The sequence below is a fragment of the Chloroflexia bacterium SDU3-3 genome (assembly GCA_009268125.1).
Classification (GTDB): Bacteria; Chloroflexota; Chloroflexia; order Chloroflexales; family Roseiflexaceae; genus SDU3-3.
In genome coordinates this window covers 1-20,541 of sequence record WBOU01000020.1, presented here as the reverse complement: position 1 = coordinate 20,541, position 20,541 = coordinate 1, and the positions used below count along the sequence as shown (strand labels likewise).

Here is a 20,541-nt window from a genome sequence, read left to right as displayed (position 1 = left end):
CTTTGCCGCGCCAGGCTTCAGGTTTTGTCATCTGGCCGTGAGGTTTTTGTTATGCCGCGCTAGCCCATGATCCGGCCCGCCACCGCGAACCACAGCACCACGATGCCGATGATCGCCACCACCAGGATGTTCTCCATCGAGAGCAGCGGGCGCTGCACCGGCTCGCCATCTTCATCCAGCTCCTCGTCGAAGGGCTGCCGCATGGAGATGAACATCATGGCGGCGATGATGATGAAGGCGGTGAGCGCCATGAACGGGATGTTGATGAACCCAAACCAGTCGATGTAGTCGACGGTGCAGGGCACGCTCACCGAGCACGCGGGCGGCGGGAAGATCGTGGTCTTGATCAGCAGGTAGTGGTAGAGCGAGACAAACATGCCGATCAGCGGGAAGGGCAGGGCGTAGAGGTGCAGCTTGCTGTCGCGGCGCAAGATGCCGACCGGCAAAATGATCGCCAGCGGATACATGAGGATGCGCTGATACCAGCACATGAGGCACGGCTGCCAGCCTAGCACCTCGCTGAAGAACAAGCTGCCGCATGTGGCGACCCAGGCTGTCAGCAGCGCGATATAGCGCGAGTAGAGACCGAGCGAGCTGGTGAAGGCGCTGCCCCCCTGCTCTTCGGGGGCGTCGGCCTCGGCGGACGCGGAGATCTCGGGGTTGCTCATAAGATATGCTCTCAAACAGTTGATGGCTTCTGCCAGGATTATAGCAGAAAACATCTGCCGCCTGCGCTGGGCACGGGGCGACGGCGCTTCCCTTTTAAAAGGGGGTGATCGCCGATCTGCACCATCGGCACGGGCTATCTGGGGCCGGGGCGGGCCAGCGGCGGCGTAGGGCAGTCTCATCAACTCTTTAGTGGGGCCAGGGCAGCGCCGCCGAGCGGCTGGGAGCGGGGTGAGGGGCGCAGCGCTTGCCCGCGCCCCCGCTGGCTACTGGAGCTGGTCCATGGGGATCAGGCCGCGCTGGAGCGCGGTGGCCACGGCCTCGGCGCGGCTCTGCACGCCCAGCTTGCTGAAGATATGGCTCATATGCGACTTGACGGTGTTCTCGGAGAGGTAGAGCTGGGCCGCGATGATCTTGTTGCTGGCCCCGCCCACCAGCAGCCGCAGCACCGCCAGCTCGCGCGCCGACAGCTCCTCGCCGCGCCCGCTCTCGGCCACGCGGCCCAGCAGGCGGGCGGCCACCCCTGGCTCCAGGGTCACGCCGCCCTGGATGGCGGTGTGCACCGCCTTCACCAGGTCGTCGGGCGTGGCATCCTTCAGCAGGTAGCCCTGCGCGCCCGCCGCCAGCGCCGGGGCGATGTAGGCGTCGGTGTCGTAGGTGGTGAGCACTAGGAAGCGCACGCCGGGCTTCTGGGCGTGCACCTCGCGCATCACCTCGATGCCGCTGCGGGTAGGCAGCCGCAGGTCGAGCAGCACCACATCGGGCGAGCGCGCCAGGATGCCGTCGATAGCGTCCTGGCCGTCGGCGGCCTCGCCCACCACCTCGATATCGGCCTCGTAGCGCAGAATAGCGACGATCCCGTGGCGCACCACCGGGTGATCGTCAACAACAAATAGGCGGACCATAGGAAAGCTCCCTCTATGTTGGTGTGGATTGCCCACAGCTAGATGTCGCGATTTGCCTCGTGCAGCAGGTTGGGCTGCGATGGCTGGGCGCGCTCGCGCGGGATGGTGGCGCGCACCTGCGCCCCCGCGCTATTGGTGATATCGAGCCTGCCGCCCAGCGCCCGCAGGCGCTCGCGCATGCCCATCAGGCCGAAGCCGCCGCGCACCCCTGGGGTGGGCGCGGTGTCGACCTTGTCGATATTCTGGAAGCCGATGCCGTTGTCGCAGATAAGCAGGCAGATCGCGTCGGGCGTGTAGTCGAGCTGGATCTGCACCTTGGTGGCCTTGGCGTGCTTGCTGGTGTTCACCAGCGCCTCCTGGCTCACCCGCAGCAGCGCCGACTCGGCGGCGGTCTCCAGCGGGTAGGGTGCGCCGCGCACATCCAGATCGACCTGTAGGCCGGGCTGGGCCGGGTGGGCGGCCAGGTTGCCCAGCGCGTCGGCGATGTTGCCGCGCTCAAGGGCGGGCGAGCGCATGTTCCAGACCGAGCGGCGGGCCTCGGCCAGCGACTCGCGGGCCATGCGCTGGGCCAGATCGAGGTGCACCTCGGCCTCGCCGGGGGCGTGGGCCAGGGCGCGCTGCACCGCGCCCAGCTGCATCACGATGCCGGTGAGGCCCTGGGCCAGCGTGTCGTGGATGTCGCGGGCCAGCCGCGTGCGCTCCTCCAGCGTGGCGGCCTCGCGGGCCTGCTCCAGGAACTGGGTGTTGGCGATGGCGATCGCGGCCTGGTCGGCTAGGCCCTGCGCCAGGTGCAGGTCGTCGCTGGAGCGGGTGGCCGCGCCCCGGCTGTCCATCAGCATCAGGATACCCTCGACATTGGTACCGTAGCGCAGCGGCAGGGCCAGCGCCGAGGTCTTCTCGCCCGCAGCCCCGGCCCCCAGCGCGATGATCTGCGGCTCGTTGGAGTGCAGCACGTGGCGGAGCGCGGGCTGGAGCGTGGCGAGGATGAAGGTGTTGATCGCCGCGTGCGAGGCCCCCTCCACCACAAACTCGCCGGTCTCGCTGTCGGTGAGCAGCACCAGCGCGCCCTCGAAGCCCAGCAGGTGGGCGGCCTGCTCGCCGATCATGTTCAGCACCGACAGCAGATCGAGCGTGCTGGCCAGGGCGCGGCTCACATCGTAGAGCGCCTCGGCGCGGTTGGCGCGGCGGGCCAGCTCTAGCGTCTGCTCGGCCACACGCTGCTCAAGCTGCTCGCTCAGCTGGCTGAAGGCCAGGGCCTGGTCGTGGCTCTCGCGCAGCGCCCGCTGGATGGTGTTCGAGAGGATCCAGGTGAGCCCGGCGATCGTCCAGAATAGCGCGGTCCAGAATATGGCGTGCCCATACTGGGGCTGGAACTGGATGCGATTATCGAGGAACAGGATGGGGGCATCCTGCTTGAACCAGGCGATCGTCCAGACCAGCGCACTGGAGATCAGGGCGATCGAGATGCTGGCCTGGCCATTGATCAGCAGCCCGGCGATGATGATCGGGATGACCAGCAGCGCCGCGACGTTGTCGTTGATGCTGCCATTGACCAGCGTGATGATGATTGCGGTGAGCCAGATCCCGACCAGCAGGATGGCCGAGAGCGTCGGCTTGCCGAGCCGCACCAGCACGACCATGGCCACGATGATCAGGAACAGCGTGATCACATTGCCAATCATGTCCGGGTGGTTAGGGATTGGGATCTGAGGGTAGAAGGTACGTATGATCAGCGAGAGCAGCAGGGGGATCAAGATAAAGGGGAGCAGCAGCACCATCAGCGTTCCATAGAACAGTTTGCTTCGGCGCTTGATCTCTTCTTTTGAAAAGTGGTCGTCAATCTCTTTCATAGCACATACACTGGTTGGGCGTTTCCCATATTTTGGTAGCTTTGTTTTTTCTGTAGTGTAGCATGTGTTGCTTGCCAATGCCCCGCATCGTTGTGGTGAGAGGGCATCACCTAAATGGGTGAGCGCGGGCTGGCGGCGCGAGAATTGCTGCTTGTAACGCGATACGCTTTGTTGTAGGATCTCTCCGATGGCTTCCGCCTTGAGACAGGATGAACTGCCTTGATACCACGCCCCCTCCCCAAGTGGCGCGCGCCTATGGCGCGGGCTGCTGGCATGCTGGCGCTGATCGTGGCGCTCGGCACCCCGGCCCAGGCGGCCCCCCGCGCCAGCGCCGCGCCCGACCCGCACGAGGCGTTCCGCGCGCTCCAGCGCAGGGCTGGCGCTCCCCTACAGGTGCGGTGGGATGCCGATCTGCCCTCGGCCACCTTCCTGAGCGCCCAGGGCCAGGGGCGGCTGCCATCGGCGGCCCCCACGGCCAGCGCGGCCACCCCAGAGGCGGCGGCCCGCGCGTTCCTCGACCAGAATCGCCAGATCTTCGGTATCGCCGATGTGGCCAGCGAGCTGGATCTGCTGCGGATCGAGCCGGACCCGCATCTGGGCTGGTACCACCTGCGCTTCGACCAGCGCTACCACGGCCTGCCGGTGTTTGGGCGCCAGCTGGTGGTGCACCTGGATGCGCAGCTGCGCCCGGTGACGGTGAACGGCCATGTCTTCCCCGGCCTGGATGTGCCTACCGAGTCGGCGATCACGGCGGCGGATGCGGCGGCGACGGCGCTGCGCGACCTGCGCGAGGTGCAGCTGAAGCCCGCCGAGCAGCTGGGCATGCGCGCCACCGTGCTCGATGACAAGACCGAGCTGATGGTCTATGTCGATCAGAACAACAAGCCGCGCCTGGCATGGTCGGTGCGCATCCTCACCGAGCAGCCGCTGGGCGAGTGGCAGTACTTTGTGGGTGCGAGCCGCCCGTGGGTCATCCACGCCTTCGACCGGCTGAACCAGGGCAAGCGCCGCGTGACCTACACGGCGGGCAACAGCACGCGCCTGCCAGGCCGCAAGCTGATCGACGAGGGCGAGCGATCAAAAGATGCGATCGCCCAGGCCGCCCACGACAACGCGGGCAAGACCTACGACTACTACTTTAACACCTTCAAGCGCGACAGCATCGACGGCCAGGGCATGGCGATCGTCTCGACGGTGCACTACGGCCGATCATCCGAGGACTCGGAGAACGCGGCCTGGGTCAGCGAGCTGCGCCAGATGATCTACGGCGACGGCGGCGAGATCTTCAAGCCGCTGGCCTACGGGCTGGATGTGGTGGCCCACGAGCTGACCCACGGCGTCACCGACGCCACCGCCCAGCTGGTCTACGAGGGCCAGTCGGGCGCGCTGAACGAGTCGTACTCGGATGTGATGGCCACCATGATCGACTCGGCCAACTGGACGCTGGGCGAGCAGGTGGTGAACTCGCCGCCCTACCCGGCGGCGGTGCTGCGCGACCTGGAGGATCCTACGCTGGGCGGCCAGTACGACCCGCGCGACCCGCTGAGCGCGGTGGGCCAGCCCGCCACGCTCGATGACTACGCCAACCTGCCGCTGAACCGCTCGTATGACAACGGCGGCGTGCATGTGAACAGCGGCATCCCCAACCACGCCGCCTTCCTAGTGGCCCAGGCGCTGGGCCGCGACAAGGCCGGCGCGATCTACTATCGCACGCTCACCGAGTACCTCACGCCCTCATCCGACTTTAGCGACCACGCCACCGCCACGGTGCGCGCCGCGCAGGATCTGTACGGTGAGGCCGACGCTCAGGCGGTGGCGCAGGCCTTCGCGCAGGTGGGCATCGACACTGGCGGCGGCGAGCAGCTGCCCGCGCCCCCCGCCGACACCAGCACCGTGCCCAACATCCCCGCGCAGCCCGACCAGGAGGAGCCGATCCCCCAGGGCTGCACCGAGGGCCTGGTGAACGGCGGCTTTGAGAGCAACGAGGCCTGGGTGGAGGCGACCGCAGGCGACTTCTCGCTGATCGACCCCGAGCTGCCCCGCAGCGGCGAGCGCAGCGTGTGGCTGGGCGGCACCGATCAGGAGCCGCTGCAGCTGATCTACCAGGAGCTGAGCATCCCGCCCAACGCCAGCTCGGTGCAGCTGAGCTACTGGCGGCTGATCCACCAGGAGTACAGCGGGCTGGGCGGGCTGCTCTCGAACGATTCGGTGTTCTCGGCGGTGGTGCTCAACAGCGGCGGCGATGTGCTGGGCGCGATCGAGCAGCAGCCATCATCCGAGGGCGACGACGAGTGGAAGCAGGCCCAGTTCGACCTGAGCGCGTTTGCGGGCAAGACCATCCGGCTCACCTTCACCGTGGAGAACACGCGCGGCAACCTGAGCAGCTTCTTTGTGGATGATGTGTCGCTGGCGGTGTGCACGGCGGGCACCGGCGGGTCGGCCCCGGCCCCCAGCAGCGCAGACGAGGTGTTTATCGAGGGCAATGTGCAGAACGCCGACACCGGGCGCGCGGTGAGCGGCGCCCAGGTGTTCATCATCCGCCCCGAGCTGAGCGCCAGCCAGGTGGCCGACGACGGCGAGGTGTCGGATGACGAGGTGCTGACATCCGCCGTGAGCGACGATGACGGCTACTTCCGCACCGATAGCTCGGTGCCGCGTGGTAAGACCTACAGCGTGATCGTGCTGGCGGGCGGCTACCGCTCGATTGTCTCGGATGATGGCGTGGAGATCACAAGCGATGACCCGAACCCGGTGCAGATCGATATCGCCATGCGGCGCGGGCGGGGGTAGAGATTGAGAGCAGACATGACACAACAACCGGGGTGCTGCGTGTGCGGCAGGCCGCTCGCGCCGCCCTTCCACACCATCAATGGGCGGGCCTACTGCGATGAGCATTTCGCCGCGGTCAACCGCCCGAACGGCGGCGCGTGGCTGGCTGGCCTGGCCCAGATCGCGGGCGTGGCGCTGGTGTGCGGCGCGCTGGCCTGGCTGGCCGGGATGCTGCCGCCGCTGCACGGCGCGGCGCTGGTGGCGGTGGGCGTGGCGGTGGCGCTGCTGCCCAGCCTGCTGTGGCTGGTCTTCTTCTACGCCCAAGATCGGCTGGAGCCGGAGCCGAAGGGCAATATCGCCCTGGTGTTCATCACCGCGCTGCTGCTGACCGATGTGGTGGGCGTGCGGCTGGTGCGCGACTGGTTCCGCGTAGGCGACTGGGCACCCCAGAGCACGCTCACCTCGCTGCTGGCCTCCACGCTGATCGTGGGCTTCACCTACCAGGCGATCGCCTACTTGGCGGTGCGGGCCACGGTCTACACCACCCCCGAGTTCGACGAGCGCATGGATGGGATCGTGTATGGCACGGTGGCCGGTCTGGGCTGCGCCACGCTGCTCAACCTGCGCTTCATCCTAGAGAACGGCGGGGTGGCGCTCGGCCCCGGCAGCATCCGCGTGGCCACCACCGCGCTGGCCATGGCCTCGTTCAGCGGCCTGATGGGCTACTTCATGGCGGCGGCCAAGTTCGAGCGGCGGCCCGCATGGTGGGTGGCGCTGGGCGTGGCGCTGGCGGCGGCCTGCAATGGCCTGTTTAGCTGGCTGATTAGCGAGGTGAGCGCCAGCGGCCTGGGCGTGGCGCCGTGGCGCTCGCTGCTGCTGGGGCTGGGTGTGGCGCTGGTGGTGTTCGCCATCCTGATCGGGCTGATGCGGCGGGTGACGACGGTGAAGATCGGGCGGATCGGGATCTAGCCAAGAGCGGAGCAAACCATGACGACAGATAGCGCGGCGTATCGTTCGATGCCGTTCCTGCGGGCGGATCTGGCGGTGGCGCTGGTGGTGGCGCTGGCGCTGGCCGCAGGCGCGGTGCTGCGCACCCAGAGCGAGGGCCGCACCAGCGCGTTCCAGTCGGCGGATGCGCCCATCCAGTTTCAGTATCCGGCGGGCTGGCGCGAGGTGGGCACGCTGCAGGGCGCGCTGCTGAGCCTGGAAGACCCCTACGTCGAGTCGGCCTTCAAGACCCGCCTGACGGTGGACGTGCGCGACCTTGACCCGGCGGCGGCGCCCACGCTTGAGCAGCAGGTGAACCGCGCGATTGCGGAGCGCAGCACCCAGCAGGGCTACCACTTCCTCGCCGCCGATGAGGCGCTAGTGGGCGGCATCACGGCGCGGCAGATCCGCTACGCCTATGTGGCCCAGCCGATCGACGAGCCGCGCCGCCCCTCGCTGCCGGTGGTGGTGGTGGCCCGCGAGTATGTGGTGGTGGCAGGCGACCGCACCTACTACCTGACCCTGGCCGCGCCCGAGGCGGAGTACGATCGGGCCAGCCAGCTGTTTGATCGGCTGATCGCCTCGGTGCGGCTGTAGCCCGCCGGTATGTTTGAGGAGGCCCCATGGCTGAGAAACCGCGTGTGCTAGGCGTGATCGGGGATGAGGTGGAGAGCGCGGGGCTGGTGGCGCGCTTCCCGCCGGGGGGCTGGCTGCGGCTGCGGTCGGCGGGCGGGCTGGTGTTCCGCCGCAGCGAGCTGCTGGTGTATGCCAGCGGGCGGCTGACCTACCGCCGCAGCCCCAGCCGCGTCGAAGGCGCGGTGGCGGTGGAGCGCACGCTGAGCGCGGCGCAGATGGAGGCGCTGGTGGGCACCGTGGGCGCGCTGCTGGCCGCTGGCCCCGCCGCGCCCCCCGCCGACGATGGCCGCGACACCGTGAGCTACGAGCTGGCGGTGCGCCAGGGGCGGCGCACCGCCGTGTGGCGGTCGGCGCAGGGCCTGGTGCCCGCGCCCCTGGCCGATGTGCTGGCGGCGCTGGGCCAGCTGGCCCGCGTCACCCCCGACGAGCTTGGCGGCTAGGCCAGCCCGAGCGCCCTGCGCAGATCGCGCAGGGCGCTTGGCTCGGCCAGCGCGGTGGCCCCGCCGCGCTCGCGCGTGCTGCCCTGCTGCGCTGTGTCGGCCACCAGCTGGCCGATGCTGATCAGCCAGCGCTTGAAGCTGGCCGACTCGCTGGGCAGCCGACTGTCGACCAGGCTGGCGGCTGCCCGGATGTGCTCAAGCGCCTTGGCGTGGGCGTCGCCCAGCGATGTGCTGGGCGCGATCTTCTCGTAGCGCTCGCGCTGCTTGATCGCCTCGACGATCTCGCCGATGAGCTCGCTGCTGTGGACGCGCTGGTCGGTCTTGATGATGGCGTGGCTGACGGCAAACATTTCCTGCACCGCCTGCACCGGCGCACTCCGTTTGGCGGTGATCATCACTAGCCCCGCAAATACTGGTGCCTCGTAGATCTGCCGCCATTCCTGATCGGAAAAGTGTGCGCGTATCCCCATCATCTTGCTCCTTTGTGTCATAGCGTTCTACATTATTGCGGGCATCCCATCGGGTGCGCTGCGCGCCCTGGCCCTGCCATGCCCATGTGCGATGCTGCTTCGTAGCGAGGGCATGCGCAGGGGCTTGTGGCGTTGGGCGCGCCTTGACAATCGCCTCAGGGATTGCTAGGATAGAAACGAACGAATGTTCGACACTGTGTTCCCGAGGGTGCTGTGCAGCGAATGGCTCGTCCCAACTTCTCCGGCTTCCCCACCCCGGCGCGCACGCTGGCCCTGATCGCGGCGCGGCGTGACCCCGAGCGGCAATTTCTTGGCACGCTGGCGGCGGCCATCCAGTACGACGATGCTGGCCTGGTCGATCAGGTGATCGCCGCCGCGCTCTCGTGGCCCGAGACCACAGGGCAGCTGAAGGATCGTAAGGCGACCCTGCTGTTTGCGCTGACCGGGCTGCTGGCCCGTGGCCACTTTGCCATGCGGGCGCTGCAGCTTGCGCCCACCATCCCCCTGGCCCAGGGCATGAAGCAGATCTTGGTGTTTACCGTGGCCGAGCTACGCCAGACCTTCTGCTGGCGGGTGACGCCCGCCTACGCCCTGGTGACGGGCCGCATGGCCCGCCCGCTGCCGGTCGAGCCGCTGGTCGAGCCGTTCCAGCAGGGCCAGGTGGACATCAATATGCCCTACGTGCGCCACGTGCTGGTGCCGAAAGGCATCCAGCATCCGCCGATTGTGCTGCTGCCGCACGCCCATGGGCTGGTGCACCTAGATGGCGGCCAGTATGTGATTCTGGATGGAAATCACCGGGTGGTAAGCGCCTACGAGCGCCGCCGCCGCGCGATCCCGAGCTATATTCTTACCGAGCAAGAGGCGGCGGCAGTGTTGATCAGCCATAGTCGGTTCCCCCCCTACGAGGCTCCGGGCATCGCGTCGTAGGCTATTGTATACCAGAATGCCTAATTGTCATACCCCATTGTGTGAGTAGCTTCTCAATATACATCCCTCTCTGATGCTGTAAACCGATACCGCCTTGATCCTATCGTTATGAATCGCCCATGGCCAGCCGTCGCTTTTCGGCAGGTCGGTGCGATTTGACGGTGTGGGCGTTGGCTGCTACGCTCAGCGGTATATGATGCTTCTGGCTGCGAAGAATAGGTAGGTAGGCAGCCTGGGAAGGAATAGATGGCTATGGAGCTATGGCAGTGGGCGCTGGCGGCCCTGGCGGCGTTTATCGTGGGCATGTCGAAGACGGGGGTGACGGGTCTGGGGATTCTGGCGGTGGCGCTGTTTGCCAGCATCATCCCCGCGCGTGAGTCGGTGGGGGTGATGCTGATCGTGCTGATCGCGGGGGATGTGGTGGCGGTGGCGGCCTACCGGCGCGAGGCCGACTGGCCGCAGCTGCTGCGGCTGTTCCCGTGGGCAGCGGCGGGCGTGGTGATCGGGGCCGTGGCCCTGGGCCGGATCGACGACACGCTGATGAAGCGCCTGATCGGGGTGACGCTGGTGACGCTGGTGGGCATGGTGCTGCTGCGCCGCCGCAGCCCCGCCGCGCCGGATGCCCCGCCGCGCCGCTGGGTGGGGCCGCTGGCCGGGCTGTTCGGCGGGATCACCACCATGATCGCGAACGCGGCGGGGCCGATCATGGCGATCTACCTGCTGGCGATGCGCCTGCCCAAGATGGTGTTTATCGGCACCACCGCGTGGTTTTTTCTGGTGCTGAACCTGTTCAAGGTGCCGTTTAGCGTGGGGCTGGGCATGGTGAACATGGGCAGCCTGCAGGTGAGCCTGGCGCTCGCGCCCTTTGCGGTGGCGGGGGCGCTGGTGGGGCGCTGGCTGATCCGCTTTATCAACCAGGAGCTGTTCGAGAATCTGGCGCTGGGCCTGGCGGTACTGGCGGGCGTGCGGATGCTGCTCTAGCGATCTGGAGATATGTTGACATAAAATTGCAGCTTTGCCCATCCAGCGAAGGTGCGGTGATGCTGGTACTGGCCATGATCTCGACCGTAGCGAGCAGGCCCTGCCGATGAGGCGGGGCTTTTTTCTTTTCTGCATTGCAGCGCAGTTTTTGCCGGGCCGATACAGAAGCTGGCAGTACTTTCCCTGGTTTGTACAGCTGCTGGTGGCGTAGTCTGGGCCCAGATTGGCAACAGAAAAGGAGCCACGGCGTATGTATGAACTTATCGGCTGTTTCTGCTTCCTGGTGCTGGTGATGCTGGTGCTCGGTCTGATCTTTGTCAGCATCCGCCAGTCCAGCGCGCCAGCGGTGCCGCCGGATGTGCTGTATGGCGAGATGGAGCGCCTGATCCACACCTGGGTGCAAGCGGGCTATCTGACGGCGGATGAGGCCGCGCCGGTGCGGCGGCTGGTGCTGTCGCGCGGCGTCCCGCGCCCCTGGCCCGCCGCGCCGCCCGAGGCGCAGCCCGCCCCTGCGCCGCCCGAGGCGCAGCCCGCACCCGAGCAGGCGATCCCCGCCTGGCTGCTAGAGGCCCAGGCGCAGGTAGTGGCTGCGCCAACCGATGATGCGATCCCAACGGCGGTGCCAGCCGAGGCACTGACCGCGCCTGCGCCGCTGCCAGAATGGCTATCCAACGCGGTAGAGGCGGCGGATGCAGCAGCGGTGCCGCTGCCGACAGCGGAGGCAGCGGCACCGCTGCCGACAGCGGAGGAACGGGAACCAGTGGCTGAGGCGGCGCAGGTGTCGGCGGCGGCGGAGCGTGAGGCAGCGCCTGCGATAGTACAGGCGTCGGCAGCAGAGAAACAGGAGAATGTGGTTCAGACGCCGCCTACGCCGCCCACCCCATCGCTGCTGGAGCGGGCTTGGGCCGGCGCGCTGGCGCTGCGCACGCGCCAGGTGATGCTGTACCTAGGCATGTTCCTGATGCTGGTCTCGTCGGTGGTGCTGGTGGTGTTCAACTGGGCCAGCTTCCCGCGCATGCTGCAGTGCGTGCTGATGGCCGTGGTGACTGGCTCGTTCTGGGCGGCGGGCGATAGGATCGAGCGCCGCTGGCAGCTGCCGAGCGCGGGCGCGGGGCTGCGCTCGGTGAGCGGCGCGCTGGCCCCTATCTGCATGGCCGCGATCACGCTGACCATGGGCGTGGGGAACCAGGCCGCGTGGCTGCTGGCCTCGCTGGCGTGTGTGCCGCTCTACACCTGGGCGGTGCGCCGCACTGGCCAGCGCTTCTTTGTGGTGAATGCGGGGCTGGCTGGCGCAAGCCTGGCGGCGGCGGCGGCCAGCTTCATCTCCTGGCAGGCGGTGCCGCCCGCGCTGGTGGCCGCGATGGCGGGGTATATCGCGCTGGCGTGGCGGCTTGAGCGCGGCGGGCGGGCCGAGTTCGCCCCGCAGCTCACATGGGTCGCGCATCTGCTTGGATTGGCGGGGCTGCTGGTGGCGGTGCCGCTCTGGCTGGGCGGGCTGCTCGACCCGTGGATGCTCTCCCTCACGTTTGGGGCGGGCACGGCGCTCTATCTGCTGGCCGCCACGCTGGGCCGCAACCCGATCTGGGCATGGGCCGCAAGCCTGCTCGCGCCGCTGGCGATGGCCGCCGCCGGTCTGGCGGTAGCGCCGGGGCGACCGGATGTGTGGATGGCGCTGGTGATCGCGCTTGAGGCGCTGCTGGTGGGCGGGCGGGCGGCGCTGCGCGGCCAGCAGGAGATCGCAGCGATCCTCTGGAAGGCGGCGCATGTGATCGTGCCCTTCGCGCTGCTGGTGGGCGTGGGGCTGGGCGTCGCGCACGCCACCATGGCCATGGCGGCCTGGGCCGCGCTGGGCTTCTACCTGATCGTGCTGCGCGAGAAGCCGGTTGAGATCTGGGGCCTGGTGGCGGCGACGCTGCTGCCGCTGGCGATCGTGCTGCAGGATCTCTCGCTTGACTTCCGCGTCGCCGCTGCCACGTGGTACGCCCTGCTGCTGCTGGCCGCGCTCTACCGCGTGCTGGCGCACCGCTGGTGGCAGCAGCACCCGGCCACGTTTGGTCCGCTGGTGGTGGCCTACCTCATTCCGCCGCTGGTGCTGCTGCTGCACATCGGGCTGACGTGGGAGCTGTCGTGGCTGCTGTGGATGGCGGCTGGGTTCTACGCGCTGTGCTCGGCGCTGTCGCGGCGCGTGCGCTGGCTGTGGGCTGCGCTGGCGCTGCTGGCGGCTGCGGCGGGCACGGATCTGCTGCTGCTGCAAGTGGATGCGGCGCTGCGCGCGGCCCTGTTCGCGCTGCTGGCGCTGGGCTACCTGGCCAGCGGCGCGCTGGGCGAGCCACGCTGGGGGCGGTTCGCCGCGCCGCTCTACGGCCTGGGGGCGGTAATTGCCGCGCTGGCCTGCGCCGATGCGGTGCTCGCGGGAGGGCCTGCGCTGCGTGTGGCGCTGCCGATCCTGCTGCTTTTCTGCGCGCTGGCGGCCACCGCTGCGCACCGCGGGCGGATGGCGATGCTGGGCAGGATGCTGCGCGAGCAGGCCGCCGCCAGCGCCATGGCCGCGCTGGTGGTGCTGGGCGCGCTGTGGGGCTGGGCCATGCTCGATCTCGCGGCGCTCTCCGCCGCCGAGCGGGCGGTGGCGCTGCTGCCGCTTGCGGCGGCGGCGTGTGTGGCGGCGCGGCACTGGCCCGGCGCGCTGCGGCCTCGCTACGACGACGCGCTTCAGGCGGCTGCGGCGCTCCTAGCGATTACGCTGACGCTGATCAGCTTTAGCAGCGCGGGCCTGCATATTGTTGGCATGGGCCTGCTGACGCTGACGCTAGTGGCGCAGGCGCTGCTGCGCCGCCGCCGTGTGTGGGGCGAGTCTGCGGTGGCGGCGGGATCGGTGACGGCGGCGCTGTCGCTGGGGCACTTCCACGCCGAAATGGCCTACTGGCTGGGCTTTGGGCTGCTGATCGTGGCCTGCTACATGCTGGCCGAGGCCCTGATCGACCGCCAGCGCCGCTGGATGTGGGTATCGTGCGTGAGCGCGCCCGGATCGCTGCTGGCCTTCACCAGCCTGGCCGTGCCGGGGCCGCGTGCGCTGTGGCTGCTGCCCTGCGTGGCGCTGGCCGGGCTGATGCTGCTGGGCGCGCAGCTGCTGCGGCGCTGGCGGCCCTCGCTGGTGCGCCCGCCGTACCTGGTGGCGCACGCGCTGGTGCCGGTGGTGCTGGCGGTGGGCGTGCCGCTGGGGCTGGGCGGCGCGGCCCCAGCGCTGCTGCTGTTTGCGGCCTGCGCCTTCTATGTGCTGGCCCTGGTGATGGAGCCGAGGTCGATGTGGGCGCTGCTGGCCGCGCTGGCGCTGCCTATCGGCCTTGCGATGCTTGATTTCTCGCCCGATCTGGCGCTCTCGCTACCCATGTCGGGCCTGCTGATGGCATTTGGCTTCGCCTACCTGCTGGCGGGTCGCTGGCTGGCGCGGAACGATGTGCTCGGGCTGGGGCTGCGCACTGCCGCCCACGTACTGCTGCCGCTGGCCCTGGCCAGCCAGCTGGGGGCGGGCTGGGGCGTGGCCGGGCTGCGCTGGGCCGCAGTGGGCTTCTATGCGCTGGCCTACCGGCTGCAGCGCCGCGAGCGCTGGCTGTGGGTGTCGCTGGCGCTCGCGCCGCTGGCGCTGGCCAGCACGCTGGTGGCGCTGGCGGCAGGTGTGGATGTGGCGCTGCTGGGCTTTGCGCTGCTAGCCCTGGCCTATGTGGCGGCGGGCGTAGCCAGCGAGCCGCACCGCGTGCGGGTCGCCTCCCCGCTCTACGGCTTTGGGCTGCTGATCGCATCGCAGGTGGGGGTGCTGGCGTGTACGCTGGGGCCAGCGCCGCAGCGTTTGGCGCTGCCTGTGCTGGTGGCGCTGGCTGCGCTGGTGGCGGCCAGCACCCACCGTGGGCGCTTCGCCGCGTTTGGGCGGCGCGGGCAGGAGGGGCTGGCGACGCTGGCGCTGGCGCTGGTGCCGCCGCTGGCGGCGCTGTGGGGCTGGGCCATGCTCGATCTGGCGGCGATGGATGGCGCGCATCGCGCGCTGGCGCTGCTGCCGCTGGGCGCGGCCGCCTGCGTGGCCGCGCGCTACTGGCCTGGCTCGCTGCGGCGCGGCTACGCGCTGGTGCTGCAGGCGGCGGGCGTGGGCCTGGCGCTGGTGTTCACTGCGCTATCGTTTGGCACCTATGGCGCGCACCTACCGGGCCTGGGCATGCTGGCCCTGGTGTGGCTGGCCCAGCTGCTGATGTGGCGGCAGGCGCGCTGGGCCTGGCTGCTGATGCTTACCGCGCAGGCCTGGGCCATGCTGTCGCTGAACTTCTTCCATGCGTCGCCTGGCGAGAACCTGGCCGCGCTGCTGGCGCTGGCGGCGTGCTATACGCTGGCGGCGGGGCTGGCACGCACCACCTCGTGGCGCATAGTCAGCGCGCCAGGTCAGGTGTTTGCCCTGATCTCGGCCTCGCAGGCGCTGCTGCTGGCGCTGGTGGGCTACCCGCAGCTGTTCCAGCCCTACCAGGCGGGCGCGGTGCTCGCGCTGGTGGGCGTGGCGGGCCTGGCCTGCTACCTGTGGCGCGCGCCCGATCTGGGCTATCTGGTGGGCGGGCTGCTGGGGCTGCTGGCCCTGATGCTGGCCGACGTGGCGCTGGTGCTATGGGGGGCCTTCCCGGCCTCGCTGGCCTACATCCCGCTGCTGCTCACCCTGGCGCTGCTGGCCGAGGCGCTGCGCCCCGCCGCGCCCGCCTACGCGCGGCCCTACCGAGTGATAGCTGGCGGCTTGCTGTTGCTCGCGCCGCTGGCAATGGCCTTTAGCCCCTCTGCCTATCGCATAACCTTTGCACCTACGTTGTGGAGCGACAGCGAGCAGATGCTGCGCTTCAGCTTGATCTGGCTGGCCACGGCGCTGGGGTGGGGCTGGCTGCTCGGGCGGGAGAAAAAGAGCTGGATGGCCTTCTTCGCGCTGGTGTCGCTCGATCTGGCTCTGGTATTTGGGCAGTCCTGGGCGATGGGCAGCTCGCTAGATAGTATGACCCTGTGGCTGTTGGCGCTGCTGGCCTGGGCACAGGCCTTGTTGGCCCTGGGTGTGCGGCAAACGGCCCCCACGCTGCGCACGCCGATCTACCTTACGGTGGTGCTCTCCGCTGGGGCTGTGGCATCATGTGGCATGCTTATCCTGGCCATATCGAGCGTGATGGGCGCGGCCTCCTGGGATGCGCTCTGGCAGGTGGTCTGTATAGCCGCCCTGGCCGCTGTGCTGGCCAGCGCCGAGCGGAAGGTGGCGCTGGCCGTCCTCTCGCTGGTGCTGCTGGAGGCTGCGCTGCTGCTGCTGCGCCTGGACGATATGCCGATGATCTGGGTGTGCGCCTACGCTATGGCCGACATGGTGGTGCTGGCCGCCCTGGGCTGGCTGGTCGCGTGGGTGGGTGGCCGCTTCCAGCGCGCCTCCGCCGCCTGCGCGGTGTGGCTGCACCCGCTGCGCGCGGGGCCGCTGTTCGTTGGGCTTGGGCTGGCGGCGCTGATCGGCCTGGTCGCCCCGCTGGTGGGCCAGCTCTTCGCGCTGATCTTCACGCTGGTGATGCTGGCGCTGCTGCTCTCCACCGCCGCCGTGCGCTACCGTGTGGTGATGCTGGTGTATGCCGCCGCCGCCGCGCTGGTGGCCGCGCTGCTGCTGCAGCTGTGGGTCTGGGGCCGGGTCGAGCCGGAATGGTACGTCGCGCCCACCGCGCTCTACCTGCTGGCCCTGGCCGATGGCCTGCGGCGCTTCCAGGGCCAGCGCCAGCTCTCGCGGGTGCTGGAGTGCGCCGGGCTGGGCATGCTGCTGGGCCTGGGCGCGACCCGCGCGGTGCTGGCCGATGGCCAGCGGGCGCTGCTGCTGGCGCTCGCGCTGTGCGGCGAGGGCCTGCTCTCCATCGCTTACGGGGTGCTGCGGCGGCTGCAGGTGCCGCTGGTGGCGGGCGTGGCCGCCGTGGTGTTTGGCGCGCTGTGGCTGGGCGTGGACCCCATGCGCGCGGCCAACACCTGGGTGGTGATGGGCGTGGTGGGCATGCTGCTGATCGGCCTGTATGTGCTGTTCGAGCGCCGCCAGGAGCAGCTGCTGCGCCTTGGCCGCAGCCTGATCGCCACGCTCAGCGCCTGGAGCTAGGCGGTGGTCTGGCGGTTTCGTTGGGCTGGCGGTACTCACCGCCAGCCCGCTTTTTTGGGCGGGAAGAATGGCCTTTGCCAATTCCGAGAACCCCGTGTACAATCGCGCTAGCATGCGTATAGAGATGAATGAGGAGAGGCTATGTTCGGCGGCGCTGTGGTGATCTTTGCCGAGCTGGTGGGCTATGCCCTGTTTCTGTGGCTGGGCCTCTACCTGCTGGTGCGCGGTCTGCTGCGCACGCCGCTGATCGCGCTCTCGGTGGCGGCAGCCTTTGGCCAAGCGGCCTACTTCTTCGCCGCCGCGCTCACCGACTCGCTGGCCGACCCAGGGCTGTTTGCGCTGGTCGAGCGCCTCACCTGGTGGAGCTCGGTGTTGCCGCTGGCGATCTGGTTCCACATCAGCTGTGTGATCGCCCTGCCCATTCGCAAGCCCAGCGCGCCGCATATGCTGGTGCCGCGCCGCGTGATTGCGGCCTACCTGGTGGCGCTGCTGGTGGTGGCGGTGGATGCCTGCTCGGCGCTGTTCAACCGCTACGATGCCGCCCCGCTGCAGGTGGCCCCCGGCGCGCTCTACCCCATCTACATGATCTACCAGATGACCATGACGATCGGGGCGCTCTACAATCTGACGCGCGCCCGCGCCGCGCTGGCCCAGCGCCACGACGAGGCCTCGCGGGCTTTGGGCCGCTCGATCGGCGTGCTGCTGGGCGGCGCGGTGCTGTTTATTATCGGCGGGCTGTTTCTGGGCGGGGGCTACCTGCTGGGCAGCTGGTTCAGCCCGCTGGTGGCCTATGTGATGGTGTTCGCTGGCGTGGTGCTGCTGGGCTACAGCGTGGCCCACTACGGCATGCTGCTGGGCGGGCAGAACATCCAGCGCGACTTTATCTACACGCTCACCGGCATTGTGGTGCTGGATGCGCTCTACATCGCGCTGATGCTCATCGTCACGCCGGTGTCGGTCGGCGGCTTGCTGGCCCTGATCAGCCTCGTGACGCTCACCCACACCGCCTTCGACAGCGGGCGCACCCTGCTCGACCGCGTGTTCTTCAGCCAGGCCGAGCGCGATGCCCGCTTCGAGGCCCGCGAGTTCGCCACCGCCCTGGGCACCGAGCCGGTGACCGCGCTGCTGCCGCCCGATGAGGAGGAGCTGCCCGCCGCCGAGGAGGAGCCAGCCGCCCCCAGCGCCGCCGACGCGCCCGATGCCGATGATCTGGCGCGGCTGAAGGCCTTCAAGAACGATGTGCGCAAGGCGCTCACCGCGCTCAAGAACCCGCCCCGCATGGTCAACAGCCCGCTGCTCACCATGCGCCAGCTGGAGCCGTGGCTGGCCGACGCCAGCGCCGCCGACAACCGCCTGGCCCGCGTCTCGGCCCTGCGCGAGCTGCTGATCGCCCAGATCGAGTCGCTGCGCCCCGAGGACAGCGCTGGCCCCAAGGTCGGCGAGGCCTGGCGCTTCTACAATGTGCTCTACTACCCCTATGTGCGCGAGCTGTCGCGCAAGGGCGCGCTGGCCGAGGCCCGCCGCCTGCGCGAGGAGCGCCAGCGCCAGGGCCAGCGCTCGCCCGGCGAGCTAGAGCAGGTGCTGGAGTGGCTGGCCGATGTGGATGAGGATACCTTCTACAAGTGGCAGCGCCGCGCATCCGACAGCATCGCCGAGGTGATGTGGGATGTCGAGCGGCAGCTGGGCTAGTCGAGCGCGCCCCGGGTGCTGTAGCATGTCTGGCAGATCAGCTGCACGTTGGGGGCCGAGCTTGCGCCGCCCTTGGCGGGCGGGATGATGTGGTGGAACTCTAGGTACGACTGCGAGCCGCACTCGGCGCAGCGGCCCTGGTCGCGCTTCCAGACCGCGATCTTCACCTCGCGCGGGATGTGCCCCTGGTCGGCCTGGGCCTGCTGGTCGCGCAGGCCGCCAGCGCGCCGCGCCAGCGTCTCGATGATCGCCGCAACAAATTTCGAGTCCTCCAGCCCGTAGAATCCGCTGCCCAGCCGCTGATCTAGCTGCAGGTAGACCCCGCCAGAGCGCTGCTCGACGCGGCTGATCGCCGCGTAGGCCACCTCGATATCGCCGTTGGGCGAGAAGAAGTAGAGCCGCCTGCTGCTGGCCAGCAGCCGCCCGGCGTCAGCCATGATCTGGTCGTGCGTGACCCGCTGGTAGGTGGCCGCCACCTCCAGGTGGCAGATCTCGTCGGATGCCAGCCGCACGCTGGTCTCGTAGGTGGGCAGCTCGCCGCGCCGGATCTGGGTGATGTGCCGCAGGTAGCGCATCCACTCGATCTGCGGCAGGATCATGTCGCTGGGCACCTGCAGCAGGCCCTGCAGCTGCAGGAAATCGCGCTCCTCCCCATCGGTGAGCATCCCGTCGGCGGCGGCGATCGCCAGGGTGCGCTCAAGCAGCTGGATGGCCTCGCCGCGCACCGACCCCAGCGCCTCCTCTAGCTCTACCCCGTCGCGCTGCACCATCTCCACCAGCTGATCCCACTCGGCTGCGGTCATCATACCGTCGGCGCTGGATGTGAGGAAGGCCTGTCGGAAGTTGGCCAGGGCCTCGCGCACCTCGGCCTCGCAGGTCGAGCAGCGCTTGGTGGCCTTGTTAAATTGGACCTTGTCGAAGAGCTTGATCGCCTTCCCACAGCGGGCGCAGGTTGCGGGCGACAGTGAGTACCCTAGAAGGCTCATGGCTGTTAGCTTTCTGATGCAAGTGACGATCCGGCGCAGGCGGGTCGCGGCCTGCGTGAGACAGAGGAAGACGGCGCGCTCACGGTGTGGGCGCGCCGCCTCGCGATGGGCTCTATCATACTGCGAAGGGGCGGATCTGGTCAATATCTGGTTGGCAGGGCCGAAGGACGATGCGCCCTCGTCCGGCAGCACATTTTTACCACCAAGATGCCAAGACACCAAGGAGAGAAGGGAACGAATACGACGAAGGCGCGAAGGCGCGAAGGGAAGCAGGCGACCGAACACCTCGCGAGCATCCCACGCTGGAAGAAAACGTCGGCACTGCTTCCGGCGTTGCTCGTTCACCCCAGCGCATTGTATGGCAAGAACCCATAGACCCTAAGCAGGGGCTAGGGCCAATGCGTTTTGCAAGATGCGCGAAGGATTTTTACTGTCTCTATGTCTGTGATCGGTTGGTTGCGCTTGCGGCACACGATGCGGGCGGGTACGAGGCCCGCCCCTACGGAGGCGATGTGCTGGTGGCCTATGCGGTGATCACCTAGGGCGGTGATTATAAGAATGACATACCCAACATGGTTCTTGCAGCGCCCGACATGGTTCATGTCAGACTCAACATAGTTCTTGCAGCGCCCGACATGGTTCATGTCAGACTCAACATAGTTCTTGCAGCGCCCGACATGGTTCATGTCAGACTCAACATAGTTCTTGCAGCGCCCGACATGGTTCATGTCAAACTCGACATGGTTCTTGCAGCACCCAACATGGTTCATGTCAAACTCAACATGGTTCTTGCAGCGCCCGACATGGTTCATGGTGAAGTGTACATGCATCATGTTGGCCTTGCCCATCCGGCGAAGGTGCATGGAGAAGATTGCTGGCCATAATCCCAACCGTAGCGGGAAGGCTGCACCAAGCGCAGCCAGGCTGCTTTTTTCTCTACCGGTGAGAAGATCGGCATGCCGCAGGGTGTTGCCGCCTCACATGGTGTCACTTTTGGGAAGTGTCAGAAGTACACTTTCCAGCGAACGGGCATGGATAGACCGAACGCGTGCTGGCGGTTTTGCCACGCGATGGCCAGGGTGAACAAGCTGCACTGCCATTG

The 20,541-nt window shown here is 68.2% G+C and carries 14 protein-coding genes; 9 read left to right on the top strand and 5 right to left on the bottom strand.

The window, feature by feature from the left end; all coding sequences use genetic code 11:
- Positions 1 to 59 precede the first annotated feature (59 nt).
- From F8S13_24000 to F8S13_23990, 3 genes are all read right to left on the bottom strand, one after another.
- On the bottom strand, positions 60 to 668 hold the full coding sequence (locus F8S13_24000; GenBank protein ID KAB8140297.1) for a disulfide bond formation protein B: 609 nt from the start codon (positions 666 to 668) through the stop codon (positions 60 to 62).
- A gap of 264 nt (positions 669 to 932) precedes the next feature.
- Positions 933 to 1,571, bottom strand: a complete 639-nt coding sequence (locus tag F8S13_23995) for a response regulator transcription factor (GenBank protein KAB8140296.1) — start codon at positions 1,569 to 1,571, stop codon at positions 933 to 935.
- A 38-nt stretch (positions 1,572 to 1,609) separates the two neighbouring features.
- Positions 1,610 to 3,421, bottom strand: a complete 1,812-nt coding sequence (locus F8S13_23990; GenBank protein KAB8140295.1) for a GAF domain-containing sensor histidine kinase — start codon at positions 3,419 to 3,421, stop codon at positions 1,610 to 1,612.
- Positions 3,422 to 3,676: 255 nt separating this feature from the next.
- On the opposite strand from F8S13_23990, the gene F8S13_23985 reads away from it, so the two are divergent.
- The 4 genes from F8S13_23985 to F8S13_23970 are packed head-to-tail and all read left to right on the top strand — an operon-like array spanning position 3,677 to position 8,253.
- The gene (locus F8S13_23985; protein ID KAB8140294.1) at positions 3,677 to 6,211 is read left to right on the top strand and encodes a hypothetical protein; all 2,535 of its coding nucleotides are present in this window, start codon (positions 3,677 to 3,679) and stop codon (positions 6,209 to 6,211) included.
- Positions 6,212 to 6,226: 15 nt separating this feature from the next.
- Complete coding sequence (locus tag F8S13_23980) at positions 6,227 to 7,159, top strand: PrsW family intramembrane metalloprotease (GenBank protein ID KAB8140293.1); 933 nt, start codon at positions 6,227 to 6,229, stop codon at positions 7,157 to 7,159.
- 18 nt (positions 7,160 to 7,177) lie between these two features.
- Complete coding sequence (locus tag F8S13_23975; GenBank protein ID KAB8140292.1) at positions 7,178 to 7,774, top strand: hypothetical protein; 597 nt, start codon at positions 7,178 to 7,180, stop codon at positions 7,772 to 7,774.
- Between the two features lie 26 nt (positions 7,775 to 7,800).
- Entirely contained in the window at positions 7,801 to 8,253 is a 453-nt protein-coding gene (locus F8S13_23970; GenBank protein KAB8140291.1) for a hypothetical protein, read from the top strand.
- On the opposite strand, the gene F8S13_23965 is transcribed toward F8S13_23970, so the two are convergent.
- Complete coding sequence (locus F8S13_23965; GenBank protein ID KAB8140290.1) at positions 8,250 to 8,723, bottom strand: hypothetical protein; 474 nt, start codon at positions 8,721 to 8,723, stop codon at positions 8,250 to 8,252. The genes F8S13_23970 and F8S13_23965 overlap by 4 nt on opposite strands.
- 222 nt (positions 8,724 to 8,945) lie before the next feature.
- Between F8S13_23965 and F8S13_23960 the strand changes: the two genes are divergently transcribed.
- The 4 genes from F8S13_23960 to F8S13_23945 all read left to right on the top strand — a co-directional run bounded on the left by F8S13_23960 (position 8,946) and on the right by F8S13_23945 (position 18,453).
- Positions 8,946 to 9,653 carry a hypothetical protein gene (locus F8S13_23960; protein ID KAB8140289.1) on the top strand — a complete coding sequence of 236 codons (708 nt, stop codon included), beginning with the start codon at positions 8,946 to 8,948 and terminating at the stop codon, positions 9,651 to 9,653.
- Positions 9,654 to 9,899: 246 nt separating this feature from the next.
- Positions 9,900 to 10,634: a sulfite exporter TauE/SafE family protein gene (locus tag F8S13_23955; GenBank protein ID KAB8140288.1), complete on the top strand. Its 735-nt coding sequence runs from the start codon at positions 9,900 to 9,902 to the stop codon at positions 10,632 to 10,634.
- Between the two features lie 250 nt (positions 10,635 to 10,884).
- Positions 10,885 to 16,764 (top strand): hypothetical protein, encoded by a 5,880-nt coding sequence (locus F8S13_23950; protein KAB8140287.1) that lies wholly within the window; start codon positions 10,885 to 10,887, stop codon positions 16,762 to 16,764.
- Between the two features lie 141 nt (positions 16,765 to 16,905).
- Positions 16,906 to 18,453, top strand: coding sequence for a hypothetical protein (locus F8S13_23945; GenBank protein ID KAB8140286.1), 1,548 nt, complete (start codon positions 16,906 to 16,908; stop codon positions 18,451 to 18,453).
- Here F8S13_23945 and F8S13_23940 read toward each other — a convergent pair.
- Entirely contained in the window at positions 18,450 to 19,439 is a 990-nt protein-coding gene (locus tag F8S13_23940; GenBank protein ID KAB8140285.1) for an HNH endonuclease, read from the bottom strand. The genes F8S13_23945 and F8S13_23940 overlap by 4 nt on opposite strands.
- 572 nt (positions 19,440 to 20,011) lie before the next feature.
- Here F8S13_23940 and F8S13_23935 point away from each other — a divergent pair.
- Positions 20,012 to 20,323 carry a hypothetical protein gene (locus F8S13_23935; protein ID KAB8140284.1) on the top strand — a complete coding sequence of 104 codons (312 nt, stop codon included), beginning with the start codon at positions 20,012 to 20,014 and terminating at the stop codon, positions 20,321 to 20,323.
- Positions 20,324 to 20,541 lie beyond the last annotated feature (218 nt).